This window comes from Inquilinus ginsengisoli (assembly GCF_050434925.1).
Lineage (GTDB): Bacteria > Pseudomonadota > Alphaproteobacteria > DSM-16000 > Inquilinaceae > Inquilinus > Inquilinus ginsengisoli_B.
On sequence record NZ_JBNDJK010000001.1, the window covers coordinates 3,918,843 to 3,945,750 of the forward strand.

At 69.8% G+C, this 26,908-nt stretch carries 31 protein-coding genes; 26 read left to right on the top strand and 5 right to left on the bottom strand.

Going from position 1 to position 26,908, the window contains the following annotated elements:
• The first annotated feature begins 9 nt into the window (after positions 1–9).
• The 10 genes from lptB (at position 10) to QFZ27_RS18650 (ending at position 9,795) form a co-directional block, all read left to right on the top strand.
• On the top strand, positions 10–795 hold the full coding sequence (lptB, locus tag QFZ27_RS18605) for an LPS export ABC transporter ATP-binding protein (protein ID WP_429227864.1): 786 nt from the start codon (positions 10–12) through the stop codon (positions 793–795).
• A gap of 14 nt (positions 796–809) precedes the next feature.
• Positions 810–2,348 carry an RNA polymerase factor sigma-54 gene (gene rpoN, locus QFZ27_RS18610; RefSeq protein ID WP_429227865.1) on the top strand — a complete coding sequence of 513 codons (1,539 nt, stop codon included), beginning with the start codon at positions 810–812 and terminating at the stop codon, positions 2,346–2,348.
• 147 nt (positions 2,349–2,495) lie between these two features.
• Positions 2,496–3,080, top strand: coding sequence for a ribosome hibernation-promoting factor, HPF/YfiA family (gene hpf / locus QFZ27_RS18615; protein WP_429227866.1), 585 nt, complete (start codon positions 2,496–2,498; stop codon positions 3,078–3,080).
• Between the two features lie 21 nt (positions 3,081–3,101).
• Complete coding sequence (gene ptsN / locus QFZ27_RS18620; RefSeq protein WP_429227867.1) at positions 3,102–3,560, top strand: PTS IIA-like nitrogen regulatory protein PtsN; 459 nt, start codon at positions 3,102–3,104, stop codon at positions 3,558–3,560.
• 57 nt (positions 3,561–3,617) lie between these two features.
• Positions 3,618–5,129: an FGGY-family carbohydrate kinase gene (locus QFZ27_RS18625; protein WP_429227868.1), complete on the top strand. Its 1,512-nt coding sequence runs from the start codon at positions 3,618–3,620 to the stop codon at positions 5,127–5,129.
• A 58-nt stretch (positions 5,130–5,187) separates the two neighbouring features.
• Positions 5,188–5,943, top strand: a complete 756-nt coding sequence (locus QFZ27_RS18630) for a GntR family transcriptional regulator (RefSeq protein WP_429227869.1) — start codon at positions 5,188–5,190, stop codon at positions 5,941–5,943.
• Positions 5,940–6,680, top strand: coding sequence for an SIS domain-containing protein (locus tag QFZ27_RS18635; RefSeq protein WP_429227870.1), 741 nt, complete (start codon positions 5,940–5,942; stop codon positions 6,678–6,680). The genes QFZ27_RS18630 and QFZ27_RS18635 overlap by 4 nt, the downstream gene beginning before the upstream one ends.
• Positions 6,681–6,750: 70 nt before the next feature.
• Entirely contained in the window at positions 6,751–8,040 is a 1,290-nt protein-coding gene (locus tag QFZ27_RS18640) for an ABC transporter substrate-binding protein (protein ID WP_429227871.1), read from the top strand.
• Positions 8,041–8,065: 25 nt separating this feature from the next.
• The gene (locus tag QFZ27_RS18645) at positions 8,066–8,971 is read left to right on the top strand and encodes a carbohydrate ABC transporter permease (protein WP_429227872.1); all 906 of its coding nucleotides are present in this window, start codon (positions 8,066–8,068) and stop codon (positions 8,969–8,971) included.
• Positions 8,968–9,795, top strand: coding sequence for a carbohydrate ABC transporter permease (locus QFZ27_RS18650; protein ID WP_429227873.1), 828 nt, complete (start codon positions 8,968–8,970; stop codon positions 9,793–9,795). The genes QFZ27_RS18645 and QFZ27_RS18650 overlap by 4 nt, the downstream gene beginning before the upstream one ends.
• Positions 9,796–9,848: 53 nt before the next feature.
• Here the strand turns inward: QFZ27_RS18650 and QFZ27_RS18655 are convergent, their stop codons facing one another.
• Positions 9,849–10,070: a DUF1150 family protein gene (locus QFZ27_RS18655; RefSeq protein WP_429232473.1), complete on the bottom strand. Its 222-nt coding sequence runs from the start codon at positions 10,068–10,070 to the stop codon at positions 9,849–9,851.
• A gap of 22 nt (positions 10,071–10,092) precedes the next feature.
• A complete protein-coding gene (locus QFZ27_RS18660; protein WP_429227874.1) occupies positions 10,093–10,557 on the bottom strand; it encodes an Hsp20 family protein in 465 nt (154 codons plus the stop codon).
• 188 nt (positions 10,558–10,745) lie between these two features.
• Here QFZ27_RS18660 and QFZ27_RS18665 point away from each other — a divergent pair, with 188 nt between their 5' ends.
• Positions 10,746–11,246 (top strand): Fur family transcriptional regulator, encoded by a 501-nt coding sequence (locus tag QFZ27_RS18665; RefSeq protein ID WP_429227875.1) that lies wholly within the window; start codon positions 10,746–10,748, stop codon positions 11,244–11,246.
• Here the strand turns inward: QFZ27_RS18665 and QFZ27_RS18670 are convergent.
• Entirely contained in the window at positions 11,243–12,025 is a 783-nt protein-coding gene (locus QFZ27_RS18670) for an MBL fold metallo-hydrolase (protein WP_429227876.1), read from the bottom strand. The genes QFZ27_RS18665 and QFZ27_RS18670 overlap by 4 nt on opposite strands.
• A gap of 202 nt (positions 12,026–12,227) precedes the next feature.
• Here QFZ27_RS18670 and QFZ27_RS18675 point away from each other — a divergent pair, with 202 nt between their 5' ends.
• The 11 genes from QFZ27_RS18675 to QFZ27_RS18725 all read left to right on the top strand — a co-directional run bounded on the left by QFZ27_RS18675 (position 12,228) and on the right by QFZ27_RS18725 (position 20,651).
• The gene (locus QFZ27_RS18675; RefSeq protein WP_429227877.1) at positions 12,228–13,193 is read left to right on the top strand and encodes a CobW family GTP-binding protein; all 966 of its coding nucleotides are present in this window, start codon (positions 12,228–12,230) and stop codon (positions 13,191–13,193) included.
• A complete protein-coding gene (locus QFZ27_RS18680) occupies positions 13,190–14,218 on the top strand; it encodes a WD40 repeat domain-containing protein (protein ID WP_429227878.1) in 1,029 nt (342 codons plus the stop codon). The genes QFZ27_RS18675 and QFZ27_RS18680 overlap by 4 nt, the downstream gene beginning before the upstream one ends.
• Positions 14,215–14,511, top strand: coding sequence for a hypothetical protein (locus QFZ27_RS18685; RefSeq protein ID WP_429227879.1), 297 nt, complete (start codon positions 14,215–14,217; stop codon positions 14,509–14,511). Before QFZ27_RS18680 ends, QFZ27_RS18685 begins: the two co-directional genes overlap by 4 nt.
• Positions 14,512–14,552: 41 nt before the next feature.
• A complete protein-coding gene (locus QFZ27_RS18690) occupies positions 14,553–14,960 on the top strand; it encodes a GFA family protein (protein ID WP_429227880.1) in 408 nt (135 codons plus the stop codon).
• Between the two features lie 680 nt (positions 14,961–15,640).
• On the top strand, positions 15,641–16,897 hold the full coding sequence (gene ltrA, locus QFZ27_RS18695; protein WP_429227881.1) for a group II intron reverse transcriptase/maturase: 1,257 nt from the start codon (positions 15,641–15,643) through the stop codon (positions 16,895–16,897).
• Positions 16,898–17,239: 342 nt separating this feature from the next.
• Positions 17,240–17,410, top strand: a complete 171-nt coding sequence (locus tag QFZ27_RS18700; RefSeq protein WP_429227882.1) for a hypothetical protein — start codon at positions 17,240–17,242, stop codon at positions 17,408–17,410.
• Complete coding sequence (locus QFZ27_RS18705; RefSeq protein ID WP_429227883.1) at positions 17,407–18,153, top strand: metal ABC transporter ATP-binding protein; 747 nt, start codon at positions 17,407–17,409, stop codon at positions 18,151–18,153. The genes QFZ27_RS18700 and QFZ27_RS18705 overlap by 4 nt, the downstream gene beginning before the upstream one ends.
• Positions 18,154–18,158: 5 nt before the next feature.
• The gene (locus QFZ27_RS18710) at positions 18,159–19,025 is read left to right on the top strand and encodes a metal ABC transporter permease (RefSeq protein WP_429232474.1); all 867 of its coding nucleotides are present in this window, start codon (positions 18,159–18,161) and stop codon (positions 19,023–19,025) included.
• Positions 19,026–19,044: 19 nt separating this feature from the next.
• On the top strand, positions 19,045–19,935 hold the full coding sequence (locus QFZ27_RS18715) for a metal ABC transporter substrate-binding protein (RefSeq protein ID WP_429227884.1): 891 nt from the start codon (positions 19,045–19,047) through the stop codon (positions 19,933–19,935).
• 133 nt (positions 19,936–20,068) lie between these two features.
• The gene (locus QFZ27_RS18720) at positions 20,069–20,338 is read left to right on the top strand and encodes a type II toxin-antitoxin system ParD family antitoxin (protein WP_429227885.1); all 270 of its coding nucleotides are present in this window, start codon (positions 20,069–20,071) and stop codon (positions 20,336–20,338) included.
• Positions 20,328–20,651 (top strand): type II toxin-antitoxin system RelE/ParE family toxin, encoded by a 324-nt coding sequence (locus QFZ27_RS18725; RefSeq protein ID WP_429227886.1) that lies wholly within the window; start codon positions 20,328–20,330, stop codon positions 20,649–20,651. The genes QFZ27_RS18720 and QFZ27_RS18725 overlap by 11 nt, the downstream gene beginning before the upstream one ends.
• On the opposite strand, the gene QFZ27_RS18730 is transcribed toward QFZ27_RS18725, so the two are convergent.
• Both QFZ27_RS18730 and QFZ27_RS18735 read right to left on the bottom strand, forming a co-directional pair.
• Positions 20,648–21,673, bottom strand: a complete 1,026-nt coding sequence (locus QFZ27_RS18730) for a TIGR01620 family protein (protein WP_429227887.1) — start codon at positions 21,671–21,673, stop codon at positions 20,648–20,650. The two genes, QFZ27_RS18725 and QFZ27_RS18730, sit on opposite strands and share 4 nt — an antisense overlap.
• Positions 21,670–23,043, bottom strand: coding sequence for a YcjX family GTP-binding protein (locus QFZ27_RS18735; RefSeq protein WP_429227888.1), 1,374 nt, complete (start codon positions 23,041–23,043; stop codon positions 21,670–21,672). The genes QFZ27_RS18730 and QFZ27_RS18735 overlap by 4 nt, the downstream gene beginning before the upstream one ends.
• Positions 23,044–23,191: 148 nt before the next feature.
• Between QFZ27_RS18735 and QFZ27_RS18740 the strand changes: the two genes are divergently transcribed.
• From QFZ27_RS18740 to QFZ27_RS18755, 4 genes are all read left to right on the top strand, one after another.
• Positions 23,192–23,980, top strand: a complete 789-nt coding sequence (locus tag QFZ27_RS18740; protein ID WP_429227889.1) for a YdcF family protein — start codon at positions 23,192–23,194, stop codon at positions 23,978–23,980.
• Between the two features lie 41 nt (positions 23,981–24,021).
• A complete protein-coding gene (gene bluB, locus QFZ27_RS18745; RefSeq protein ID WP_429227890.1) occupies positions 24,022–24,660 on the top strand; it encodes a 5,6-dimethylbenzimidazole synthase in 639 nt (212 codons plus the stop codon).
• 138 nt (positions 24,661–24,798) lie between these two features.
• Positions 24,799–26,127 carry an ABC transporter substrate-binding protein gene (locus QFZ27_RS18750; protein ID WP_429227891.1) on the top strand — a complete coding sequence of 443 codons (1,329 nt, stop codon included), beginning with the start codon at positions 24,799–24,801 and terminating at the stop codon, positions 26,125–26,127.
• Between the two features lie 211 nt (positions 26,128–26,338).
• Positions 26,339–26,905 (top strand): SIS domain-containing protein, encoded by a 567-nt coding sequence (locus tag QFZ27_RS18755; protein WP_429227892.1) that lies wholly within the window; start codon positions 26,339–26,341, stop codon positions 26,903–26,905.
• Positions 26,906–26,908: the final 3 nt, after the last annotated feature.

Sequence of the window (26,908 nt, forward strand, 5' to 3'; positions counted from 1 at the left end):
GGGCGGGCGATGACCAAGCCGATCAACCCGCTGCCGTCCGAGACGACGACCGCGCCGCGCCTCGTCGCCAAGAATGATGGGCTGGTCGCCCGCAATCTCGGCAAGCAATACAAGAAGCGCCCGGTGCTGCGCGACGTTAGCCTGCAGGTGCAGCGCGGCGAGGCGGTCGGCCTGCTAGGCCCCAATGGCGCCGGCAAGACCACCTGCTTCTACATGATCACCGGCCTGATCCAGCCGGATTACGGCACCATCCTCTTGGACGGGCAGGAGCTGACCGATCTGCCGATGTACCGCCGCGCCCGGCTCGGCATCGGCTACCTGCCGCAGGAGGCGTCGATCTTCCGCGGCCTGACGGTCGAGCAGAATATCCGTGCCGTGCTGGAGATCTCCGAGCCCGACCGCTCGACCCGCGATGCGGTGCTGGAGGACCTGCTGGCCGAGTTCTCGATCAGCCATCTGCGCCGCACCCCGGCCCTGGCGCTGTCGGGCGGCGAGCGCCGGCGCGTCGAGATCGCCCGCGCGCTGGCCAGCCATCCGCATTTCATGCTGCTGGACGAGCCGCTGGCCGGCATCGACCCGATCGCGGTCGGCGACATCCGCGACCTGGTGGCGCATCTGCGCGACCGCGGCATCGGCGTGCTGATCACCGACCACAATGTGCGTGAGACCCTCGATATCGTCGATCGGGCCTATATCCTCCACGACGGCCGTGTTCTGATGGAAGGACTGCCATCGGACATCGTCGGCAATGAGGAGGTGCGGCGCGTGTATCTGGGCGAACGTTTCAGCCTGTAGACCACTGGGCAGCCATGGCCATTTCGCAACGCCTCGGGCTCAGGCAGAGCCAGGCGCTGGTCATGACGCCGCAGCTGCAGCAGTCGATCAAGCTGCTGCAGCTGTCCAACATCGAGCTTTCCGCCTTCGTCGAGACGGAGCTTGAGCGCAACCCGCTCCTGGAACGGGAGGAGGGCGAGCGCGGTGATGACGGCGGCGACAGCACCAGCGACCGGAACGACGCCGAGTCCCCTGGTTCCGTATCGGCGGGGGCGGTGGCGTCGGACGTTGCCCTGACCGCGCCGGAGTCGCCAGGCATCGTCTCGGCCGACGCGCCGCTCGACACCGATTGGAGCAACCTGTTCACCGGGTCCAGCAGCACCGACCGCAATGACGAGTATGGCGGCGAGGCGCAGTTCGCCGGCGCCGGGCGTGGCCGGATGGATTTCGCCGACGACCTGCCGGGGCTTGAGGAAACGCTGGCCGAGCGGACGAGTCTGCGCGACCATCTGCTGAGCCAGATCGCCATCGAGTTCATCGCCCCGGCCGACCGGCTGATCGCGGCGCGGCTGGTCGACCTGTTGGAGCAGACCGGCTATCTCGGCGCCACGGTCGAGGAGGTGGCGGCCGGCCTCGGCTGCCCGCCCGAGCGGGTCGAGGCGGTGCTGCGCCGCTGCCAGCGGCTGGACCCGCCCGGCGTCTTCGCCCGCAGCCTGGCCGAATGCTTGGGCATCCAGCTGGCCGAGCGCAACCGCCTGGATCCGGCGATGCGCACGCTGCTCGACCATCTCGACCTGCTGGCGCGGCGCGACCTGGGCGCAGTGATGCGGCTGTGCGGCGTCGATGCCGAGGACCTGGCCGAGATGATCGCCGAGATCCGCGCCCTCGACCCCAAGCCGGGCGCGGCCTTCGATCATGAGATCGCGCAGACCCTGATCCCGGACATCCTGATGCGGGCCGAGCCGGAAGTCGGCTGGGTGGTCGAACTGAACGCCGACACCCTGCCGCGGGTGCTGATCAACCGCCGCTACCATGCCGAGATCAGCCGCGGCACCCGCAGCAAGGTCGACCGCGACTATGTCGGCACCTGTCTGGCCGATGCCAACTGGCTGGTCCGCGCCCTGGACCAGCGGGCCAACACCATCCTCAAGGTCGCATCCGAGATCGTGCGCCGGCAGGACGCCTTCTTCGTCCGCGGCGTGCAGCACCTGAAGCCGCTGACGCTGAAGGACGTGGCCGAGACGGTCGACATGCACGAAAGCACGATCAGCCGGGTGACCACCAACAAGGTGATCGCCACCCCGCGCGGCGTGTTCGAGCTGAAATATTTCTTCACCCAGGCGATCCAGGGCGCGGGCGGTGGCGACGCGCATTCGGCCGAGGCGGTGCGCCACCGCATCCGCGTCATGATCGACGCCGAGCCGGCCGACGCCGTCCTGTCCGACGACCGGATCGTCGAAATCCTGCGCGGAGAGGGGATCGACATTGCACGGCGGACCGTCGCCAAGTACCGTGAGGGGATGCGGATACCATCCTCCGTCCAGCGACGGCGAGAGAAGGGTCTGAGCCGATGAGCGCTCCCCCCGCAGCCCGCGACCGGGCCCCCTTCATTGACAGGAAGGCGCCCCATCCCTATGGTCGCCGCCCGAAGGCGGCCCTCACAGGCCGCCCCGTTCTTTTTGGGCGCCCGTATCTTATCGTGCAGCAGTAAAGCGACAGCCATGCAACTGACCGTTCGAGGCAAGCAGATCGACGTCGGTGACGCATTGCGCACCCATGTCAGCGACGCCCTCACCAGCACGACCGCGAAGTACTTCAACAACGCGATCGAGGCGAATGTCGTCTTTTCCCGCAACGCCCATCTGATCCGGAGCGACCTGTCGGTCCATGTCGGCCGCAACATCCTCCTGCAGAGCACTGCGGAGGCCGAGAGCCCGTATCACGCCTTCGACGCTGCGGCCGACAAGCTGGCCAAGCGGCTGCGCCGCTACAAGCGCCGGCTGCGCGACCACCACAACGGCGACGCCCAGCAGCCGGCCCTGCCGGCGCAGGCCTACATCCTCGAGGCCGAATCCGAGGAGTGGCTGAACGGCGAGGAGCCGAACCAGCCGATCGTCATCGCCGATGTCTCGACCTCGATCGAGAGCCTGACGGTGCTGCAGGCGGTGATGCGCCTCGACCTGGGCGACCTGCCGGCGCTGATGTTCCGCAACCAGGCCCATGGCCGGCTCAACATGGTGTTCCGCCGACCGGACGGGAACATCGGCTGGGTCGATCCGAAAGGGACCGAGGATGTCGCCGCCTGAGGGCGGCGCATCCGATCCGTCATGATCGATTTCCTACGCCCCGAGGCGATTCTCGCCAACCTGAAGGCTGCCAGCAAGAAGCAGGCGCTGCAGGAACTGGCCCGCCGTGCAGCCGAACTGACCGGCCAGCACGAGCGCTTCATCTTCGACGTGCTGCTGGAGCGCGAGCGGCTGGGGTCGACCGGCGTCGGCCGCGGCATCGCCATCCCGCACGGCAAGCTGCCGCATCTGCAGGGCGTGCTCGGCGCCTTCGCCCGGCTGGAGCGGCCGATCGACTTCGACGCGGTCGACGAGCAGCCGGTCGACCTGGTGTTCCTGCTGCTGGCCCCGGAAGGGGCGGGGGCGGACCATCTGAAGGCGCTGGCCCGGATCAGCCGCATGCTGCGCGACGACAGTCTGTGCGAAAAGCTGCGCGGCTGCCAGACCGCCGATGCCATCTTCGCCCTGCTGTCGCAGAGCGAGTCGGTGAACGCCGCTTGACCGCCGGCCTTCCGCTCCGCTAGCCGGAGCGGATCGGCCTCCGCCTGCGGTACCGCCATGCTCCTGCTCGGCCTCGACGCCGGCACCTCGGTCATCAAGGCCGCGCTGTTCGGGCGCGACGGCCGGCAGCGCGCCGCCGCGTCCCGGCGCACCACGGTCTCCCATCCGCATCCCGCCTGGTCGGAAAGCGACCCCGAGACTGCCTGGGCGGCCACCGCGGCGGTAATCCGCCAAGTCCTGGCCGAGGCCGGGGTGGACGGGTCCGCCGTCGCCGCCATCGGCGTCACCGGGGCCATGGTCGGCGCCTGGGTGATCGACGCCGAGGGCCGGCCCCTGCGCCCCGGCATCCTGTGGGACGACGGCCGCAGCCAGCCCTGGATCGAGGCGAGGCTGGCCGGTGATCCCGCCTTCATGTCCCGCATCTTCGCCTCCTCGGGCTCGGTCATGCAGCAGGGCTGCACCTTGCCGGTGCTGCGCTGGCTGCTGGACCATGAGCCCGAGGTGATGGCCAAGGCCGACTGCGTGTTCGGCTGCAAGGACTATCTGCGCTTCCGCCTGACCGGCCGGCGCGCCGCCGACCCTACCGAGACGGCGGTGGCGCCGGGCGACGCCCGATCCCAGGACCGCAGCGCGGCGATGCTGGAGCTGTTCGGCCTCGGCCCGCACCGGCATTTGCTGCCGCCGGTGCTGCCGTCCGAGGCGATCGCCGGGACAGTCACCGATGCGGCTGCCGTGGAGACGGGGCTGCGGCCCGGCACACCGGTCGTCACAGGCGCTGGCGACGTCGCGGCCAGCGTCATCGGCTCGGGCGGGCTCGCCGCCGGCTCGGCCTGCACCGTGCTCGGCACCACCTGCCTGAACGGCGTGGTGCTCGACGCACCGTCCTTCGAGCCGCCGGATCTCGGCCTGCTGTTCAGCCTGCCGGGCCGGCTGTGGCTGCGCTGCATGGTCAATGTCGCCGGCACCAGCAACCTCGACTGGGTCCTGCGCAGCCTATGCCCCGACCTGGCCCGGGACCCCGACCCCTATGCCGCGCTGGAGGCGCTGGCCGAGGCGGCGCCGCCGGGCGCCGGCGGCGCCATCTACCTGCCTTATCTCAGCGAGGTCGGGATCATTGCCCCGGCGGTCTCGGCTTCGGCCCGGGCCCAGTTCGCCGGGCTGGTCCCGGGACACGGCCGGCCCGAGTTGGTGCGCGCCGTCTATGAGGGGCTGGCCTATGCCATCCGCGACTGCTTCGCGGCGATGGCGGAGCGGCCGCAAAGCGTCCTGCTGTCCGGCGGCGGCGGTCGCAGCCGGTTCTGGTCGCAGATGATCGCCGATGTACTGGACCTGCCGGTCGAGATCCCCGACGGCGGCGAATACGGGGCCTGCGGCGCGGCCCTGTTGGCCGGGACCGGCATCGGATGGTATCCCTCGATCGGCGATGCGTCGCGCCGGGTCCGCACGATCCGGCGCACGCATCGCCCCGATCCGGCGCTGCGGGAGGCCTATGACGCCGCCTATCGGCGCTACGGTGAGCATCGCGATGCGCTGCTGCGCATGCCCGCACCTATGTCCGACCTTTCTTGACGAGGTCCGGATCGGCCTGCATCATGCCGATTGTGGTCTAGACCACCAGGGCCCGCCAATGACCGACCTACAGCCGAGTCCGACGGACAAGCCGATCTACCAGCAGATCGCCGAGAATCTGGCCGACCGCATCCGCGCCGGCGGCTTTGCCGTGGGCGACCGGCTGCCCTCCGAGCGCGATCTGGCGGACCAGCTCGGCATCAGCCGGATGACCGTGCGCCAAGCCTTCAAGAGCCTGACCGATGCCGGGCTGATCGAGAGCCGGATCGGCCGCGGCTGCTTCGTCGCCCGGTCTAAGGTTGACCAGAAGCTGCAGCGCCTGACCGGCTTCAGCGAGGACATGGCCCGGCTGGGCCGCCGTGCCGCCAGCGTGATCCTGCGCCAGGCCGTGGTGCCGGCGGCGGGCGAGGCGCGCGAGGCGCTGGGCGTGGCCGAGGGCGCGCCGCTGGTGCTGCTCGAGCGCGTCCGCCTGGCCGACGCCGTGCCGATGGCGTTCGAGGTTACCTGGCTGAACGAGGCGCTGGTGCCCGGCATCCTCGACCGCAACGATTTCCGCACCGCCTCGCTGTACGAGGTGATGCGCCACGATTACGGGCTGGTACCCTGGCAGGCCGAGCAGACGGTCGAGGCCGACCTGCCCGACGCCATGACCGCCGGCGCGCTCGACATCCCGCGCAGTGCGCCGGTGCTGGTGTTCACCCGGCGCACCGCCGATGCCGACGGTCACGTCATCGAATTCGTCCGCTCCGCCTATCGCGGCGACCGCTACAAGATGCGGGCACGGCTTTCCCCACCGGACACATCGGACTCATGACCTCGACAGCCCTTTCCGGCGCCGCCGCCTACCTCGCCGGCATCGCCGACCGCATCGCCGCCCTGACCGCGACCCAGGGCGAGGCGATCGGTGCCGCGGCGACCGCCTGCGTCGACACCATCCGGCGCGACGGGCTGATCTACATCTTCGGCACCGGCCATTCGCATCTGATGGCGGAGGAAGGGCATTTCCGCGCCGGCGGACTGGCCTGCGTGGTGCCGATACTGGCATCCTCGGTGATGCTGCATGAAGGCGCGGTGGTCTCCGGCGCGCTGGAGCGGATGCCCGGCCTGGCGGCGCCGCTGCTCGGCCGCTATCCGATCGGGCCGGCCGACACGCTGTTCGTGTTCTCCAACAGCGGCGTCAACGCCGTGCCGGTCGAGGCGGCGCGCCACGGCCGGGACAAGGGGGCCATGGTGGTGGCGGTGACCTCGATCGCCTATTCGCAGGCGGCCGCCGCCGGCCGGCCGACCCTGGCCGAGACCGCCGACATTGCCATCGACAACCAGGGGCCGCCAGGCGATGCCCTGGTGACCGCCGCCGAGGGGCTGGTCGTCGGACCGATCTCCACCGTGCTGGGCGCCGCGATCTGGAACGCGGTGCTGACCGAGACGGTGGCCCGGATGGCGGCATCGGGCGAGGTGGCGCCGGCCTATATCAGCTCGAACATGCCGGGGTCGAAGGAACGAAACGCCGCGCTGGTGGAACGCTACCGGACGCGCAATCCGCATCTGTAACGCGGCCTCGGCGGACGCCCGATCAACGAGGTGCCGCATCCGGGCCGCAGGACAAGCAGGGGAGAGGGCAATGGCGACGAGATGGTCGATCGTGTCGGGTCTGGCCGCGGCCGCGCTGATCTGGGGTGCCGCTGCTGCCCAGGCGGAGCCGGTGCAGCTGGTGCTGTGGCACATGGAGCAGCCGCCGCAGCGCGTGGCGCGGGTGCAGGAGCTGATCGACGCCTTCAACAAGAGCCATCCGGACATCGCGGTGAAGCAGGAGCCGCAGAGCTGGGGCGAGATCTACGCCAAGGCGCCGGCCGCGATCGCCGCCGGCAATGCGCCGGACATGCTGTTCGCGATCCCGGACTTCACCCCGATCCTGAAGAATCTCGGCGCTCTGCAATCGATCGACGGCTTCGTCAAGCAACTCGACGCGCAGCATCACTTCGTGCCCAGCGCCCTGGCGCCCTACAGCTATGACGGCGGCGTCTGGGCGGTGCCGCTGTACAACATGGCGATGTCGCTGTGGTACCGGAAGAGCGTGTTCGAGCAGGCCGGGCTGAAGCCGCCGAAGACCTGGAGCGAGTGGAAGGCGGCGGCGGAGAAGCTGACGGCCGACGGCCGCTACGGCATCGGCCTGCCGGCCAACAAGCAGCTCTACACCGACCAGACCGTCTACGACCTGATGGTCAATGCCGGCGCCGCCGACATCTACAATCCGGACGGCACGCTGCGCTTCGACAACCCGCAGACGGTGAAGGCTTACGACTTCTACAAGGAGCTGTACCAGTTCTCCGCCGCCGATGCGCCGAGCTGGACCTGGGGCGAGGCCGAGGCCTGCTTCGCCAGCGGCGGCTGCGGCATGATCCTGCAGTTCACCGTGATCAGCACCTATGACAGCCAGGCCGAGGGCGACGCCCAGGACCTCGGCGTGGCACCGATCCCGCATGCCGACGATCGCACGGAATCGGGCACCATCGCCTATTCCAACGCGGTGATGATCCTGGCCAAGGACGAGGCCAAGCGAAAGGCGGCCGAGACCTTCATCGCCTGGCTGCTGGAGCCGGAGACCTATGGCCGTTTCCTGAACATGGAGCCGGGGCTGTTTCTGCCGGTCACCACCGACGGCGCCAAGGCCAAGAGCCTGTGGAGCGACCCGCTGGTGGTGAAGTACAAGCCGCAGATCGAGGCGATGATCGCAAACAGCCGCAACGGCGCCCTGTTCGGCTTCACCGGCGGCCACACCTTCCCCAGCATCGCCGCGATCTCGGCCCAGAACATCCTGGCCGAGACGCTGCAGAAGATCGTGGTCGACGAGATGCCCGCCGCGGATGCGGTCAAAGCGGGTCAGGCCCGGATGCAGGAGGCGGTGCGCTGACGTTTCGGGCGGGGTAGGCCGTGCCGTGACTGCCGTCCCTCGTCGCCGCGTGTCCCGCAACCGGTCCGAGGCGATCGCCGGGATGCTGATGGTGGCGCCGGTGCTGATATGGCTGGCGGCGACCATCCTGTATCCGCTCGGCGCCGCTGTGGCGATCAGCCTGCGCGACATCCGTATCATCGGCTCCGACGGCGGCTTCGTCGGGCTCGGCAACTACCAGGACGTGCTGCAGATGGCCCGGCTGTGGGCGGCGCTGGGGCGCAGCCTGGTCTGGGTCGCCGGCAATGCCGTGCTGCAGACGCTGCTGGCCCTGGGCACTGCGCTGCTGCTGAACCAGCGCTTCCGCGGCGTCCGGCTGGTGCGGGTCTGGGTGATCCTGTCGTGGATCGTGCCGACCATCGTCGTCGTCATCATCTGGCGCTGGCTGCTCGGCACCTCCGGCGGCATGGTGAACCATCTGCTGGTCTCGCTGGGATTGACCGATCGACCGATCGGCTTTTTCGCCGGGCCGGGCAGCGCCATGACGTCGCTGGTGGTGATCAACTCCTGGCGCTGGTTCCCCTTCGTCGCGGTGATGCTGCTGGCCGGGCTGCAGCGCATCCCGGCGGACCTGTACGAGGCCGCGGCGATCGACGGCGCCGGCCCCTGGCAGCGCTTCCGCCGCATCACCTGGCCGCTGCTGCAGCCGACCCTGCTGGTGCTCGGCGTGGTCGGCACGCTGCTGTCCTTCAACGTCTTCGACATCATCTGGCTGACCACGGCGGGCGGGCCGTCCGGCGCCACCCAGACGTTGCCGGTGCTGATCTACGAGACCGCGTTCAAATCGTACCGGCTGGGCCAGGCGGCAGCGATGTCGGTGCTGGTCAGCCTGCTCCTGATGGCGCTGGCGGTGCTGCTGACCCGGGCGCTGGCGCCGAAGGGCGAAGCATGAGGCGCAGCCTGGGCCAGTCCCTGGCGATCGGCGGCGGGCTGCTCGGCCTCGCCGTCATCGTGCTGCTGCCCTTCTGGTTCATCGCCACCGGCGCGATCAAGGCGCCGCGGGAGATCATCGCCCGGGTGCCGACCCTGGTGCCGCACAGCTTCACCCTGCGGCATTTCGAAAAGCTGCTCGGCGCCTCGGACTATCCGCGCTATCTCGGCAACAGCCTGGTGGTCGGGCTGGGCTCGACCGCGATCACCGTGGTGCTGTCGGTGCTGGCCGCCTACGGCTTCTACCGGCTGCGCTTTCCCGGGCGCGACCTGCTGTTCCGGGCGGTGCTGGTGGCCTATGCCTTCCCGGGCATCCTGATCCTGATCCCGCTCTACGGGATGATGTCGCAGGCCGGGCTGATCGACACGCCGGCGGCGCTGATGATCGTCAACGTCACCTTCGCCTCGCCTTTCGCGATCTGGATGATGCGCAGCTTCTTCGCTTCGATCCCGGCGGAGCTGGAGGAGGCGGCGCTGATCGACGGCGCCTCGCGCCTGGCGATCCTGCTCAGGATCATGGTGCCGCTGGCGGCGCCCGGCATCGCCAGCGTTGCCATCTTCGCCTTCATCGCCAGCTGGACCGAATATCTGTTCGCCTCGGTGCTGATCCTGTCCGACGCCAACCGCACCCTGCCGGTCGGCTTCGCCGGCATCATCGGCCAGTACCAGATCGACTGGGGCCTGCTGCTGGCCGGGGCCACGCTGGCGACGGTGCCGGTGGTGCTGCTGTTCGGCATCGTCGGCCGCTGGTTCATCGCCGGGCTGACCGCGGGTGCCGTGAAATAGAAAAAGCCCCGCCGGCGGCGGGGCTTTCGCATCCACTCATCAGGTGGCCGGGGTCAGTGGGCGCTGACCGGCTCCATGTCGTTCTGGCGGACCACGGCGAAGGCGAGGTCCCGGTCCTTGACCATGGCCAGCGGGGTGCCGTCGGCACCGTGCACGGCGAAGGCGGGCTCGCCCTCGACCACCACCGGCTTGACGAAGGCGATCTGGTTCAGGCCGATCGCCGCGAAATCGGTCGGCGACATCTGGGTGAAGGTCGGAATGGTGTCGGTGTTCATGATGGTCACCAGGTGTTTCGGTTCAACCTTCGACGTCGGATGAGACGTCGATCGCGGTCTTGCCGTTGGGTTTCGCCGCAGAACGATTGATGGCGATGGTCCGGACCTTGGCCTCGGGCACCGGCCGGCGGAGATCGATGTTCAGGAGCCCGTTGTCGAGCGAGGCCCCGGTCACCTCGATGCCCTCGGCCAGCACAAAGGCGCGCTGGAATTGGCGGGCGGCGATGCCGCGATGCAGGAACATGCGCTCCTTGTCGTCGGCCTGCTTGCCGCGGACCACCAGCTGGTTGTCCTCGATCTGCACCGTCAGGTCGGCATCGGTGAAACCGGCGACCGCCAGGGTGATGCGCAGCTGGTCCTCGCCGAGCTGCTCGATGTTGTATGGCGGATAGCCGTCGCTCGGCGTCCTGCCGATCCGGTCGAGCGTCCGCTCGAACTGCTCGAAGCCGAGCAGGAGCGGGCTGTTGAACAGCGACACCCGCGTCATGGTCACTCCTCCTGAGAGCGAGCTTGCCGGAACCCCCGGCTCGGGCGGCCCGGTTGTCCGGCGCCTGCGGAGCAGAGACCACGCGGCATCCCCACTCTCGTTATTTAGCAAATTGGGGGGTGACCGGTCGGTTTCAAGATCGGGCCGGGCGTGGCGTTCGGGAGCGGCCGCATGCTATCACTCGACGCATGAGACAGAAGCTGGAAGGTGCGGCGCCGAAGGGCAAGGCCGCCGCGGCACTGAAGACGGCGACGGGCACGACCCGTCGTGGCCGGCCCCCCCGCGCCGGTCTGTCGCACTGGCAGCAGCGGGTGCTCGACCTGGTGCGGGCCAGCGCCGAGCCGGCCAGCGCCTACGACATCCTGCGCGAGATGAAGGACGACGGCATCACCGCCCCGCCGGTGGTGTATCGGGCGCTGAAGGGGCTGCTCGACCGCGGCTTGGTGCACCGGATCGAATCGCTCAACGCCTATGTGGTGTGCGGCGGGCCGGACCACCACCACACCCATCCGGCGCAATTCGCCATCTGCCGAGACTGCGGCCGGGTGGAGGAGATCACCGACGCCGCGGTGGACGGGCTGATCGAGGCCTGGACCGGGCGGATAGGCTTCGTCGCCGACAGCCGGACCATCGAGATCCTGGGCCGCTGCCGCGACTGCGCCGCCGGGGCGGTAGCCGCCGCCGGCTAGCCCGCCGGGCTGCAGCTCTTCGCCGCTTCGGCCTTGGCCAGCCGGTAGGTGTGGGACAGCAGCCCGGCATCGCCGGGCTCACCCTGGTCCGGCACCACCACCTTCGCCGCCTTGCCGTAGCGGGCGATCACCGCCTCGACCGATTGCGGCCAGCGGCAGATGTCGGAGTCGGGGACGGCGGCGAGATTGGCCTGCTCGGCCCCCCGGATCATGCAGCCGCCGAACAGCACGGCGCTGTCCGGCAGGAAGGCCACCGTGTTGTCGCGGGTGTCCGCCGGGCCGGGATAGAACAGCTCGATCGCGCGGCCGCCGCCGGTGATGGTGGTCGACTCGCCACCCCAGCTGCGCTGGACGCTGGCGGCGCCGGCAGCCTCCTTCGCCGTCTCGTCGCGGGCCAGCGACCAACCGCCGCGGGCATGCACCGCCGCTAGCCCGGCCAGGCGGTCGTCATGCGCATGCGTCACCACCAGGTTGACCGGCCGGTTCGGCGCGGCCTCCGCCACCCGCTCCAGCAGCGCCACGGTCTGCGCCGGACCCCAGGCCGCGTCGATCAGCAGCACCTCTTCGGGTCCGATCACGGCCAGGCCGTTGGATGCGATCCAGCCCTGGTCTGCCTTCCGCCAACTGGTGTGCAGCCAGACGCCATCGGCCAGCTCGCGGAAGCCCAGCGGCGGCGGCGTCTCCGCATCCTGGGCCAGGGCCGGCCGAATCAGGGCCAGGGACAGGCCGGCGGCGCAGCCATGCAGGAAGGCGCGGCGGGACGGGGCGGGAACGGGCATGTCGGTCCTCGAATGACGGGACGGCGGATCGGCCGCCCGGCAACGTCCCTCGGGAGAATCTGGGCGATTCTGGGGCGCGATGCCGAGGCGGTGACCGGATGCGAGTCCGTCCATAGCATCCCATCGGCCGATGGGCGACAGGCTTGCGTCTTGCTATTATGTTATATAATAACATTTAAATTCCCGAAGCCCGAGGCTCCCCATGTCCCGCATCCCCGTCACCCTGCTGACCGGCACTCTCGGCGCCGGCAAGACCACGCTCTTGAACCGGATTCTTTCCGAGGCGCATGGCCGGCGCTATGCCGTGATCGTCAACGAGTTCGGCGAGATCGGCATCGACGGCGACCTGGTGGTCGGCGCCGACGAGGAGGTGTTCGCGCTGAACAATGGCTGCCTGTGCTGCTCGGTGCGCGGCGACCTGATCCGGATCATCGGCGGGCTGATGAAGCGGGCCGGCAGCTTCGACCGCATCCTGGTCGAGACCACGGGCCTGGCCGACCCGGCGCCGGTGGCGCAGACCTTCCTGGTCGATGACGAGGTGCGCGAGCGCACCGCCCTCGACTCGATCGTCACCGTGGTCGACGCCCGCAACATCGAGGCGCGGCTGGCCGACAGCGACGAGGCGGAGGAGCAGGTGGCCTTCGCCGACACCATCCTGGTCAACAAGACCGACCTGGCGGACGAGGCCGGGCTGGCAACGGTGGAGGCGCGGCTGCGCGCCATCAACCCGGTGGCGCGGCTGATCCGCACGAGGCGCTGCGACGCCGATCTCGGCACCGTGCTGGACGGTGCCTTCGATCTCGACCGGCTGCTGGGGCTCGAGCCCGACCTGCTCGACGGCCATGGCCATCATCATCACGAGCATGACCAGGGCGTCGGCAGCGTCTCCTTCCGGATCGACCGGCCGCTCGACGGCCGCCGCTTCGTCGACTGGATCGGCATGCTGCTGGCGATCCGCGGCGCCGACATCCTGCGCAGCAAGGGCATCCTCGCCTTCGCCGGCGAGGACCGGCCCTTCGTGTTCCAGGGCGTGCACATGCTGCAGGAGGGCGATTTCGCCCCGGCCTGGCGGCCCGGCCAGCCGCGCGAGAGCCGGCTGGTGCTGATCGGCCGCAACCTCGACGCCGGGGTGCTGCGTGCCGGCTTCGAAGGCTGCGCTGCCGCATGAGCCTGCTGCTGCCGCCGCGCGCCCTGGCGGAGGAGAGGGGCACGATCTGGGCCTGGCCGGCGCCGGCGGTGGCCGCGGCCTTCGACGCGGCGGGGCATCTCGCCTTCGGACTGGGCGACGGCACCATCCGGCTGGCGTCGCCCGAGGCGTCCGAGGCCGCCGTCGTGCCGGCACATCGCGGCGCCGTGCTGGCGCTGGTCCCGGATGTCGCCGGCGGCTTTCTCAGCGGCGGCGATGACGGCCGCCTGTTGCACACCGCGCCGGACGGCACCGCGGCCGAGATCGCCGCCGTGCCGGGGCGATGGATCAGTGCCGTCGACGCCGCGCCCGCCACCGGGTGGCGCCTCGCCGTTGCCGGCAGCGAGGTGCTGGTGTTCGACGCGGACGGCGCGCCGGTGACGCGGCTGCAAGGCCCGGCCGGGCTGGACGGCGCCGTCTTCGACCCGCGTGGCCGGCGCATCGCCGCGGCGCATTACGGCGGCGTCACCGTCTGGTCACCGCGCAAGCGCGCCTGGGCGGCGAAGCTGTATGGCTGGCAGGGCGCGCATCTGGCGGCGCTCTGGCATCCGCGGTCGCGCTTCGTCGTCTCGGCGATGCAGGAGAAGGCGCTGCACGCGTGGCGCCTGTCGGACGGCGTGCACATGCAGATGCCGGGCTATCCGACCAAGCCGCGGTCGCTGGCCTGGGCCGATGGCGGCCGGGCGCTGCTGACCTCCGGCTCCGAAGGCGTGGTGTCCTGGCGCTTCACCGGCCGCGACGGCCCGATGGGCGGCACCGCCAGCGAAAGCGGCTGGGCCCGCGGCGTGCCGATCACCCGGGTCGCGGCGCATCCGCAGCTGCCGGTCGCGGCGGCCGGCGCCAAGGACGGCTTCGTCGCGCTGATGCCGCTGGACGGCAGCGGCTATGTCCCGGTGCTGCGCCCGAACGGCGCCGCGGTCGAGGCGCTGGCCTTCTCGCCCGACGGGCGCTGGCTGGCGGCGGGCGATGCCGGCGGCCGGGCGACGCTGGTCGACCTGCAGCCGTGAGGGACCCGTCCGACGTCGCCACCCGCCGGGCCCGGCATTGGCCCGAGGCGCGGCAGGTGCTGAGCCATCCCGATTTCCACCACGGCTTCCGCGAGGCACAGTCCGGCCGGCCGTTCGACCACCGCCGCGCCGACGCGCTGCCGCGACTCGGCCAGATCCGCTACGAGAACGGGCGCCAGATCGCGGCCGAATGCGCCGCCCTGGGCTTGGCGGTGCACTGGCCGTCGCCGGGCCATATCCCGCCGGCCCTGAAGCATCTGGTGCTGCGCCGGCTGCAGCCCGGACGGCGATAGGCTAGGCTGCTGCCCGGTTCGGATGTCGGATGGGGCGCGCCATGATGCGGATCGACGGCCAGTGCCATTGCGGCCATGTCGCCTATGAGGCGGAGATCGACCCGGAGCGGGTGGGGATCTGCCACTGCACCGATTGCCAGGTGCTGACCGGCTCGGCCTTCCGGGTCACGGTGACCGCATCGCGCGACCGCATCCGGCTGACCGCGCATGAGCCGAAGGTCTATGTGAAGGTCGGTGACAGCGGCCGCCGGCGGCTGCAGTCTTTCTGCCCGGAATGCGGGTCGCCGCTGTTCGTCACCGGCGAGGGGGCCGATGCCGAAGTGTGGGGCATCCGCTGGGGCAGCATCCGCCAGCGCGAGCAACTGGTGCCCAGGCGGCAGATGTGGTGCCGCTCGGCCTTGCCCTGGCTCCGTCACCTCGAGGATCTGCCGGGGAAGCCCGCGGAGTGACGCCGTATACGAGCAGCCCGAAATCTTGATTCGTCATGGCGAGCCCCGCAGGGGCGTGGCCATCCCAGCGGTGCGCCAGGCATGGCGCGTATGAGCCGAGAGGCTCTGTTCGGCCGGGATGGTGGTATCCGGCCGAAGACTTGGAGGTGAGAGTCCTGCCTCGGGCCCTGGTGATGGGAACCGATAGCTGAACAGCAAGGGCGTCGTCGCGAGGCGGGTCTGAAGGAAGCTGTAGGCAAAGTGCCGGCCTGACGAACAGGAAGCGCATAGGAGGCGTCCGTACCCGGGCGAGGGGGTCGCTGGACCCGAAGCCCGATATCACCCGGAGGGTGCGGCCGTATATGCGCCAGGTACATGGCATGAAGGTCACGCGTCTTACCCTGGGAGGTCTGCCGCACTGCCCCTGGCGACAGGTGAGCTACCGGCGTCGAGAGGCGCCGGGATGGGGCGGCAGAAGTCAGCAGAGGCCATAGGAGCCGCGACCAGGCGGCGAAGGGCCGAACATGGAGTGCCGGACGGAGGTGGGCCCTTCGATGACGAGAGCAGACGCAGAAGACCGGGCTGGGATGCCCGGTGCCCGGGCGGAGGGTAGCGGCCGGAAGCCGCGAGAGTACGCCATGGGTGCGGCAAACGTCACGGCAGAGCCGGAGCCCTCGCGACCGGAGGCGGATGAGCGACTGATGGAGCGTATTCTCAGCCGCGAGAACCTGATGACGGCCTACTGCAGGGTGAAGGCCAACAGAGGGGCGCCGGGCATCGACAGGATGACCGTCGGCCAGCCGTGGTCCCACCTGGAGGAGCATTGGTCGCGCATCAGGGAGGACCTGTTGACGGGCCGATACCGGCCGGCGCCGGTGCGCGGGGTGGAGATCCCCAAGCCCGGCGGTGGGATGCGCCTTCTAGGCATCCCGACGGTGCTGGACCGGTTCATCCAGCAGGCGGTGCATCAGGTGCTGATGCCGATCTTCGATCCGGACTTCTCCAACTCCTCCTACGGCTTCCGGCCGGGGCGGAGCGCCCATGAGGCGGTCTTGGCCGCGCGGTCCCACGTGGCTGCCGGTCGGCGCTTCGTGGCCGATCTCGATCTGGAGAAGTTCTTCGACCGGGTGGACCACGACGTGCTGATGGCACGGGTGGCGCGCAAGGTCGCGGATAAGCGGGTGCTGCGGCTGATCCGCCGCTACCTGCAGGCCGGGTTGATGGCGGGCGGGGTGGCGACGGCGCGGACGGAAGGGACGCCGCAGGGCGGTCCCTTGTCGCCGCTCTTGTCGAACATCCTGCTCGATGACCTCGATCGGGAATTGGAACGGCGGGGCCACGCCTTCTGCCGGTATGCGGACGACTGCAACGTCTATGTGCGGTCGCGGCGCGCCGGCGAGCGGGTGATGGCGTCGCTGACCCGGTTCCTGGGCGAGCGGCTGAGGCTGTCGGTCAACGTCGCCAAGAGCGCCGTGGATCGACCGTGGAACCGGAGCTTCCTGGGCTACGGCATGACCCATCACCAGAAGCCGCGCCTCACGGTGCCGGCGTCGAGCGTGAAGCGGTGCAAGGCCAAGCTGCGGGCGAGCTTCCGGGCGGGACGGGGTCAGAACCTCGCCGCCACCGTCGATGATCTCACCCCGATTCTGCGCGGCTGGACGGCGTACTTCCGGTTCGCGGAGGCCAGGGGCGTGTTCGAGGATCTGGACGGCTGGCTGCGGCGCAAGCTGCGCTGCATCCTATGGCGGCAATGGAAACGACCTTGGACCCGCGTCCAACGACTGATACAGCGGGGACTGGACAGGCAGCGGGCGTGGCTCGCGGCCAACAATGGCCGGGGACCCTGGTGGAACGCCGGGGCTTCCCACATGAACGACGCCTTCCGGAAATCCTTCTTCGACACCCTCGGGCTGATCTCGCTCCTCAAAGAGCATCAGCGTCTACTCCACGCTCCATGAACCGCCGTGTACGGAACCGTACGCACGGTGGTGTGGGAGGAGGGGCGCCGCGAGGCCCCCTCCTACCCGATGCACCGGCCCATGGATGGCCACGGCGCTGCGCCTCCTCTTGAAGAAGTTAAAACTTTCTTTCCCTTCCCGGGCCGGGCACCGGCGTGTGATGGCTCGCCGTGACGAGAAGGGGCTGAGGAGTCGATCTCAGGGGCCGTCGGCATACTCCCTTGGTCGATATCCGTCCGAGCAGCGCTTTCCGATAGCGCAAAGATGTTATACATTAACGTCAATGGTGCCGCGCCCGCTTGGCGCTATGGTGCCTGACCTTCTTACGCCATCGGCTGATTCATGACCGTGTCGCATCACCACCCCGCCCATGCCGCCCGCCGGGCCGGGGAGATCGGGCCGTCGGCCCTGGCCGCGCCGGTCGGGGTCCGCCTGGTCGTCGCCTTCGCGCTGATCGCGGTGCTGTGGCTCGCCGTGGCCTGGGCCATGGGCTGGTTCGGAGCCGCGCCATGAGTGTCGGCCGCATCCGCCTCGCCAACCTGACCGCCGGTTATGAGCGGCATCCGGCGGTGCATCATGTCAATGGCAGCTTCGAGCCGGGGACGCTGACCGCCATCGTCGGCCCGAACGGCGCCGGCAAGTCGACCCTGCTGAAGACCATCGCCGGGTTGCTGGCACCCTTGTCCGGCCAGGTCGACCGCGGCGGGCTGCGCCGGCGCGACATCGCCTATCTGCCGCAGCTGGCGGAGATCGACCGCAGCTTCCCGATCTCGGTCGCCGACACCGTGCTGCTCGGCGGCTGGGCCCGGACCGGGATGTTCGGCGGCGTCTCCAAGGACCTGCGCCACCGGGCGGAAGAGGCGCTGGAGGCGGTCGGCCTCGGCGGCTTCGAGGTGCGGCCGATCGGCAGCCTCTCCGCCGGCCAGTTCCAGCGCGTGCTGTTCGCGCGGCTGCTGCTGCAGGACGGCCGGGTGATCATGCTGGACGAGCCGTTCACCGCGCTCGACGCCAAGACCACGCGCGACCTGGTCGACGTGGTCCGGCGCTGGCATGGCGAGGGCCGCACCGTCATCACCGTGCTGCACGATCTGGACCAAGTGCGCGAGGTCTGCCCGGACACGCTGCTGCTGGCCCGCGACCCGATCGGCTGGGGCCCCACCGGCGACGTGCTGTGCGCCGAGAACCTGCTGCGCGCCCGCGCCATGGCCGAGGCCTGGCACGATCGCGGCGAACCGTGCCGGCGGAGCGCGGCGTGACGGCGATGTGGGACTTCCTGGTCACGCCCTTCCTCGACTACGCCTTCATGCAGCGGGCGCTGGTGGCCTGCCTGGCGCTGTCGCTGGGCTGCGGCCCGGTCGGCGTGCTGCTGGTGCTGCGGCGGATGAGCCTGGTCGGCGATGCCATGTCGCATGCCGTGCTGCCCGGCGCCGCGGTCGGGTTCCTGGTCTCCGGATTGTCGCTGTGGTCGATGGGGCTGGGCGGGCTGATCGCCGGCCTGGCCGTCGCGCTGCTGGCCGGCGCGGTCACCCGGGTCACGGCGCTGCGCGAGGATGCCGCCTTCGCCGCCTTCTACCTGATCGCCCTGGCCGCCGGCGTGCTGATCGTCTCGACCCGCGGCAGCAATGTCGACCTGATGCATGTGCTGTTCGGCACCATCCTGGCGGTCGACGACGCGGCGCTGCTGCTGATGGCCGGCATCGCCACGATCACCCTGATCGCGCTGGCGCTGCTGTACCGGCCGCTGGTGGTGGAATGCTTCGACCCCGGCTACCTCCGCATGGTCGGCGGCGTCGGCGCCCTGGTCCACTTCGCCTTCCTGATGCTGGTGGTCTTGAACCTGGTCGGCGGCTTCCAGGCGCTCGGCACCCTGATGGTGGTCGGGCTGATGATGCTGCCGGCGGCGGCGGCGCGGTTCTGGAGCCGGTCGCTATGGTCGCTGTTCGCCTGGGCGGCCGGCCTCGCGCTGCTGTCCGGCTATTCCGGCCTCCTGGTCTCCTATCACGGCAGTCTGCCCTCCGGCCCCAGCATCGTGCTGACAGCCGGCGGCTTCTACCTGCTGTCGCTGATCTTCGGGACGCATGACAGCCTGCGGGCCCGATACCTGCCCACCGCGCATTTCGCGCACTGAACTCCCACGGAGTCATCGCATGAGGATACCGTTCCGCGTCGGCCTGCTCGGCCTGTCGCTTGCCGTCCTGTCGCTGCCCGCGGCGGCGGACAAGCTGCAGGTCGTCACCAGCATCACCGTCCTCGCCGACATCGCGAAGCAGGTCGGCGGCGATACTGTCGAGGTCCGCAGCCTGGTCGGCCCCAATGGCGACGCCCATGTCTACGAGCCGACGCCGCAGGATGCCCAGGCGGTGACCAAGGCCAATCTCGTCGTCGTCAACGGGCTGGAGCTCGAGGGCTGGATGGACCGGCTGGTCGCCGCCTCCGGCACCAAGGCCACGGTCGTCGTCGCCACCGAGGGCGTGCCGACCCGGAAGATGGACGAGGACGGGCAGGAGATCACCGACCCGCACGCCTGGAACAGCGCGGCCAACGGCGCGATCTACGCCGCCAACATCACCAAGGCGCTGACCGTCGCCGACCCGGCCCACGCCGCGACCTACCAGGCCAACGGCGCCAAATACGAGGCCGAGCTGAAGGCGCTGGACGCCTGGGCCCGCAGCGAGGTGGCGGCCATCCCGGCGGCCAAGCGCAAGGTCATCACCAGCCACGACGCCTTCGGCTATCTCGGCGCCGCCTATGGCATCGAGTTCCACGCCCCGGTCGGCTTCTCGACCGAGAGCGAGGCCTCGGCCGGCGACATCGCCAAGCTGATCGACCAGATCAAGCAGGAGCACATCAAGGCGGTGTTCATCGAGAACGCCACCGACCCGCGCCTGGTGCAGCAGGTGGCCAAGGCCTCCGGCGCCGAGATGGGCGGCGAGCTCTATGCCGAGGCGCTGTCGACCGAAGACGGGCCGGCTTCGACTTATGCGAAGATGTTTCGATATAACATTTCGCTTCTGGTCGCGGGGATGAAGCAGAACTGAAGAGCACATGAGTGGCGAGTCCGGCGATCATTCGCCGGGCTCGCGAGCGTTTCGGGATCGTGAAATGGCCGGGGTTTCCTGGCAATCAGGGGATGATTGTGCTATCTAATGACATCCATTGCTGGAGTTCCTCATGCCGAATGTCAGCCTCGGGCCTCATTTTGAGCGCTTCGTCCAGGAGCAGCTGACGGGTGGGCGGTACCAGAACGCCAGCGAAGTGGTGCGTGCCGGGCTGCGGCTTCTGGAGGATTTCGAGGCGAGCCGGAGCGAAAGGCTGGCTACGATCCGCGATCAGCTCGCCGCAGCGGCCGCCAACCCCCAGCGGCTGACCGCCGAAGAGGTCTCGGAAAGCCTGAACGAGTTGGATCGGGAGATCGCGGGCCTTCGCGGCGATGCCGCTTAGGCTTGTCTATACGCCGGACGCGCTGGCAGATCTGCGTTCAATCTTACGCCACATCGCCGACGACAACCCATCTGCAGCCCGCATCTTCGTCGGCGCAATCGAACAGCGCTGCCGGGATCTTTGCCGGCAACCCCATCTGGGGCGCGCCAGAGAGGATCTTGGGATCGGACTGAGAATCGTCCCATTCCGCCGGCGGGTCGTCATCGCGTACCGGACTGAAGGCGTTGACCTCGCAATCCTCCGGGTTTTCTACGGCGGGCGCGACTACGAGGCGCTGCTGGGCGGGCAGATGGGTCTGTCCGAGAACGCCTAATCCCTCCCCTTCGGCGCCGCCTCCGCCCCGAAGATCGCCTTGGCCAGGCTCATCGTGCCGGGCGGGGTGTCGCGCAGATAGGGTAGGGGGCGGCACACCTTCATCGCGGCGACGCCGATGCGGACGCTGAGGATGCCGTTGATCGCGCCCTCGCCGGCGCGGCGGCCGAAGGCGCGCAAGAGGCCGGCGCCGAGGAAGTCGCCGAGATAGTCGTTGGCTGCCTCGATGCCGCCGGCGATCAAGAGCGTCGTCGCCACCCGCCGGATCAGCGCCAGCGTCGCGAACAGGCCGGGGCGGAAGCCCTGGATCTCGGCGATTCGCCGGATCATCCGCAGGTTCAAGGCACCCGATGCCACCATGTCGACGATGGCGAAGGGCGTGACCGTGGTGATCAGCGCCGTGCGCCGGGCCGTGGCGGCGATGGCGGCGCGGCAGGCGGCGTCGATCGGCCGCTGGGCGTGCAGCTCCAGGAGGGCGATCAGCTCCGCCGGGTCGCGCAGCTCGTCGCGCTCGCGTTCCAGCCGGGCCAGGCCGTCGGCCGCCGGACCGTCGCCGTGCAGCCGGCGGAAACGGGCGATCACGGCGTCAGCCGCGGCGGCGTCGCCGCCCGCCGCCGCCCGGCCCTGGCTGCGGATCTCCTCGACTCGGCCGAGCCGGCGCAGCGCCAGCAGCTCCCACCCCGCCCAAACGAGAATCCCGGCCCCGGCCACGGCCAGCAGCGCCAGCGTGGCGGCCTGCAGCGGCCCGCCCTGGTTCAAGAGGTCGGTGACCAGCCGCTCGACCCACAGGCCGATGCCCAGGCCGATCAGCCCGACCAGCGCTCCGAAGGCGATGCGCAGCGCCACGCTGCCGGGGCTGCGGCGCCGGCGCAGCCCGGGGTCGATCGCGTCGGGCGCGGCCGGAACCGGCGCATCCTCCACCGCCACCGCCTCGGCCTGGTCGAGCGCGAACACGGCCGGCGGCCGGCGAGACGCGCGCTCCGGCTCCGGCGGCTGGTCCAGGATCAGTGGCGGGCGGCTCACGCCAGATCCTCGCCGATCAGGAACTGCAGCGCCCCGTCCAGCCGGATATGCGGCCAGGGCTGGCCGTCGACGCCGAGATCGGCCGGCGGCAGGAAGCGCTGGGCGCCGAAGCGGCCGCCGCCGCGGGCCTCGCGCAGGCTGCGCGGCAGCGCGCCGGGATAGGCCGCGACCGGCTTGCCGCCCGGCTCGATCACCCCGGCGACGCAGCGCAAGGTCTCGCCCTCATGCTTGACGTCGACCTCGCGGGTGGCGCGCAGCGAGGCGATCGCCATCGACCGGGCGGTGGCGCCCTGGAAGGCGGTGCGGAGGACGCTCTGCTGCAGCAGCTCGTCCATCAGCCCGACCAGCGGCTCATGCCCGTTGCGCGGCAGGTGGTCGGCCTTGGTGGCGGCGAACAGCACGCGGCGGATGCGAGACTCGAACGGCCACAGCCAGTTGATGCCGCCGGTCTTGAAGCAGGTCAGGATGTCGTCCATGGCCCGGCCCAGATCGTCCAGACTCTCCGGCCCGGCGGCGAGATGGGCCAGCAGGTCGACCAGCACGATCTGGCGGTCCAGCCGGCTGAAATGGTCGTTGAAGAAGGGGCGAATCACCTTGGCCTTGTAGGCCTCGAACCGCTCCTCCATCAGCCGCCACAGTGACCCGCGCGGCGTCTCGCGCGGCCGTGGCAGCGGGCAGAAGGTGAGGGCGGGGGACCCCTCCAGGTCGCCCGGCAGCAGGAAGCGGCCAGGCTGCAGCCGGCTCAAGGGGATCGCATGGGTGCGGCAGGCGCGCAGATAATCGGTGTACAGCCGCGCCGCCTCGATCGCGGCGGTCTCCTCGGCCGGCCCGGCGGGGTCGAGCCTGGCGACGGCGTCGCGCCAGCCCTGCGACAGCGGCGCCCGCACGCCGGCCGTCGCCAGGGCCATCGCCTCCTCGGCCCAGCCGGCGTAGTCGCGCTCCAGCAGCGGCAGGTCGATCAGCCATTCGCCGGGATAGTCGAAGATGTCGAGATGCAGCACCTGGTCGCCGAGCAGGCTGCGCAGGCCGCTCTTCGGGGCGAAGCGCAGCGACAGGCGCAGCTCGGCGACGTTGCGGGTGCCGGCCGGCCAGTCCGGGTGCCCGCCGGCGCCGGTCAGCCGCGCCACCGCCTCCTCATAGGCGAAGCGCGGCAGCTCGAGATGCGGCTGCGGCCGCAGCACCGCCGCGCGCAGCCGGTCCTCGGCCACGGCGTCGAGCAGCCCGAAGCGCCGCGGATCGGTCAGCCCGTGCACCAGCGCGGCGATGAACACCGATTTGCCGGAACGGCTCAGCCCGGTGACGCCGAGGCGGATGCGACGGTCGAACAGCTCGCCGGCCCGATCGAGTAGGTCGGTGGGGAACAGCTCCATGAACGGGCGACGGGCTCCGGTGGCCTGGGACGTATAGCCTAGCCCATGTGCGGACGCGGCGTCTCCGCGTCAACCCGCGCATGGCCCCGCGGGTTGCATCTTCGGCCGCAATCCGCCATTGCTCGGAAGGGCACTGGGTGGGGGCGCTGTGTTCTTCTTCCTGTCGAAACTGATCTGGTTCTTCATCCAGCCGCTCGGCGTCTTGCTGCTGGCGCTGCTGGCGGTGATGGCCGGATTCCTGTTCCGCTCGCGGCGCCTGGCGCGGCGCCTGGCGATCGCCACGGCCATCGGCTTCGCCGCGATCTGCCTGCTGCCGGTCGGCGATCTCATCATGCTGCCGCTGGAGAACCGGTTTCAGAAGCCGGACCGGCTGCCGGCGACGCTGGACGGGATCATCGTCCTCGGCGGGGCCGAGGAGAACAGGATGTCCGGCGCGCGTGGCGAGCCGTCGCTGAACAACGCTGCCGAGCGGCTGTTCGCGGCCCTCGATCTGGCTCGCCGCTACCCCGATACGCCGGTGGTGTTCTCCGGCGGGCTCGGCGATCCGTGGAACGGCATCCCGCCGCAATCGGACATCTTCCGCGACGCCATGATGATGGCGGGGCTGCCGGAACAGCGGATGATCCTGGAAGGACAGGCCCGCAACACCGACGAGACCATCTGGCTGCTGAAGCAGATGCTGCAGCCGCAAGCCGGGCAGCATTGGGTGGTGGTCACCAGCGCCTATCACATGCCACGGTCGATGGGCCTGTTCGCCAAGGCCGGCTGGGAGGTGGTGCCTTGGCCGGTCGACTATTACGGCCTGCCGCCGCAGCTGTTGCCCAGGGCCAATCTGGTCGAACAGATGGCGGTGCTGAACATCGCGTTGCACGAATGGGTCGGTCTGCTTGCCTACTGGGCGACGGACCGCATCGACACGCTGTTCCCTGGCCCCTGATCGGGCGGCTATAGCTGGGGCATCGCCGCCCCGAGGACGCCATGGCCAGCCCCGACTTCCCGTCCGAGTTCCGTGACCGTTTCACCGAGCTGCTGCGCTGGCGCCGCGACGTCCGCCGCTTCCGCCGCGACCCGCTGCCACCGGGGCTGCTGGACCGGCTGCTCGACCTCGCCTGCCTGGCTCCCTCGGTCGGCAACAGCCAGCCCTGGCGCTTCGTCCTGGTCGAGGACGAGGTGCGGCGGGCCGCGGTGCGAACCGTGTTCGGCCACTGCAACGACACTGCCGCCTCCGGCTATGAGGGCGAGCGCGCGGCGCATTACCGCCGGCTGAAGCTGGCGGGGCTGGAGGAGGCGCCGGTTCAGCTCGCGGTGTTCTGCGACCGGTCGACCGGGCAGGGGCACGGGCTGGGCCGGCAGACCATGCCGGAGACGCTGGACCATTCTGCCGTCACCGCCATCCATACGCTGTGGCTGGCCGCCCGGATCGAGGGCGTCGGGCTCGGCTGGGTCTCGATCCTGGAACCGCAGGCGGTGGCGGCGCTGCTCGACGTGCCGCCGGACTGGCATCTGATCGGCTATCTCTGCCTTGGTTTTCCGGAGTCGGAGGAGCCGGTGCCGGAACTGGAACGCGATGGCTGGCAATCCCGGCTCGGCGCCTGCCGCGGAGTGCTGCGGCGATAGCGGCGCGGCTTGACACCCGAACGAGGGCTGGACGATTGTATCTGGTGGGATACAAATGTTTACCAAGGGCGCGGTCGGGATCTTGCCACGCAGGCGATAACGGCCGAGCATGAGATGCCAGAAAGGGAGGCGAACCCAATGAAGAAGCTATTGTTTTCCGGCGCCGCGATCGCTGCGCTGCTGACTGCCGGCCAAGCCATGGCCTGGAGCCTGAAGGAGGCGGCGGAGCCCTTCAAGGGCACCACGATCAAGGCGATCTTCCTCGACCGGCCGGGCTATCGCGCCGCGATCCAGCTGCTGCCGCAATTCGAGCAGGAGACCGGGATCAAGGTCGAATACGAAATCCTGCCCTATGAAAACAGCCGCGAGCGCGAAGTCCTTGATTTCACGGCCGGCGGCGAAATCGACGTGGTCCTGACCGACGTCGTCTGGATCGGCGAATATGCCGACAGCGGCTGGCTGGTGCCGCTGAAGAAGTTCACCGACGACCCGGCCCTGGCCGATCCGGCGCTGAACCTGAAGGGCTTCTTCCCGATCCTGCTGGAGAGCTTCGGCACCTGGAACAAGGAACTGTACGGCCTGCCCTTCGACAATTATTCGGGCCTGCTGTTCTACAACAAGTGCATGCTCAAGGATGCCGGCTTCGACAAGCCGCCGGCCACCTGGGACGAGCTGCTGACCACTTACGGGCCGAAGCTCACCCATGACGGCAAGTACGCCTACGCCCTGCAGTCGCGCCGCGGCGAGACCCAGTCGGCCGACAGCTTCATGCGCGTGCTGTGGCCCTTCGGCGGGTCGCTGCTGAACGCCGACTTCAAGTCCAATCTCACCTCCGTCGAGTCGCAGAAGGGGCTGAAGTTCCGGCAGGATCTGATGAAGATCATGCCGCCGGGCATCGTCGACTACGACCACGCCGAGGCGGTGAACGCCCTGGCCCAGGGGCAGGTGGCGATGATCACCGAATGGTCGTCGTTCTATTCGACCCTGGTCGACCCGGCGACCTCGAAGCTGGGCGACTGCCTCGGCGTCGCCACCGAGCCGAAGGGCGAGGCCGGGCTGAAGCCGGCGCTGGGCGGCTTCTCGCTCGGCGTCGCGTCGCAGGCCAGCGAGGCGGAGCAGAAGGCCTCCTGGCTGTTCATCCAGTGGGTGACGTCGGAGGCGATGGCCAAGCCCTATGTCGAGGCCGGCGGCGTCTCCGGCCGCACCGCGATCTATGACGACCCGGCGATCAAGGCGAAATACGCCTTCGTCGAGCCGACCGTGGCGTCCTGGCAGGGCGGCGTGCCATCGTTCCGGCCGCGCTTCCCGGAATGGCCGGCGATCTCAGAGATCGTCGCCGAATTCGGCACCAAGATCATGCTGGGCGAGGAGACCACGGAATCCGGCGCCCAGAAGATCGGCGAGCGCATGGAGGCGGTGCTGCAGAAGGCCGGCTACTACGACGGCAAGAAGGAGAAGCTGCAGTAGGCTGGCCTGAGGGTTGGGCTGTCACCGGGTGGTCGTTTCGCGTTGCCTCTCCCGCTTGCGGGAGAGGTCGGAGACGCGAAGCGGCTCCGGGTGAGGGCCCTTTCCCTCCGCCTGTGCCAGCCCTCACCCGGTCGTCCTGCGGACGCCCGACCTCTCCCGCAAGCGGGAGAGGCAAAACAACGAACCGACGATCGTGATCGGAGACCACCCCATGCCCGACAGCCTGGGCGCCCTGGCGGACGGGGCGCTGGACGAGATCCGCGGCGTCTTCGGCCGGCTCGCCCCCGGCGCGATCGAACCGGTGCTCGACGCCCTGGCCGGCGCCCATCGAATCGTCTGCCACGGCGTCGGCCGCGAGGGGCTGATGATGCGGGCGCTGGCCATGCGCCTGTACCATCTCGGCCTCGACGCCCATGTCGCCGGCGACATGTCGGCGCCGCCGGTCGGGCCGGGCGACCTGCTGGCGGTCAGCGCCGGGCCGGGCGGCTTCGCCACCATCGACGGGCTGATGCGCATCGCCCGCGACGCCGGGGCACACACCCTCCTGTTCACCGCCCAGCCGCAGGGCAGCGCCGCCGCTCTGGCCGACACCGTCTTCGTGCTGCCGGCCCAGACGATGGCGAATGATACAGGCCCCGCCGTCGCCTCGGTGCTGCCCATGGGCAGCCTGTACGAGGGCGCGCAATTCCTGCTGTTCGAGCTGGTCGTGCTGCAGCTGCGCGACCGGCTCGGCGTCGCGCCCGAGGCGATGCGGGCCCGGCACACCAATCTCGAGTAGACC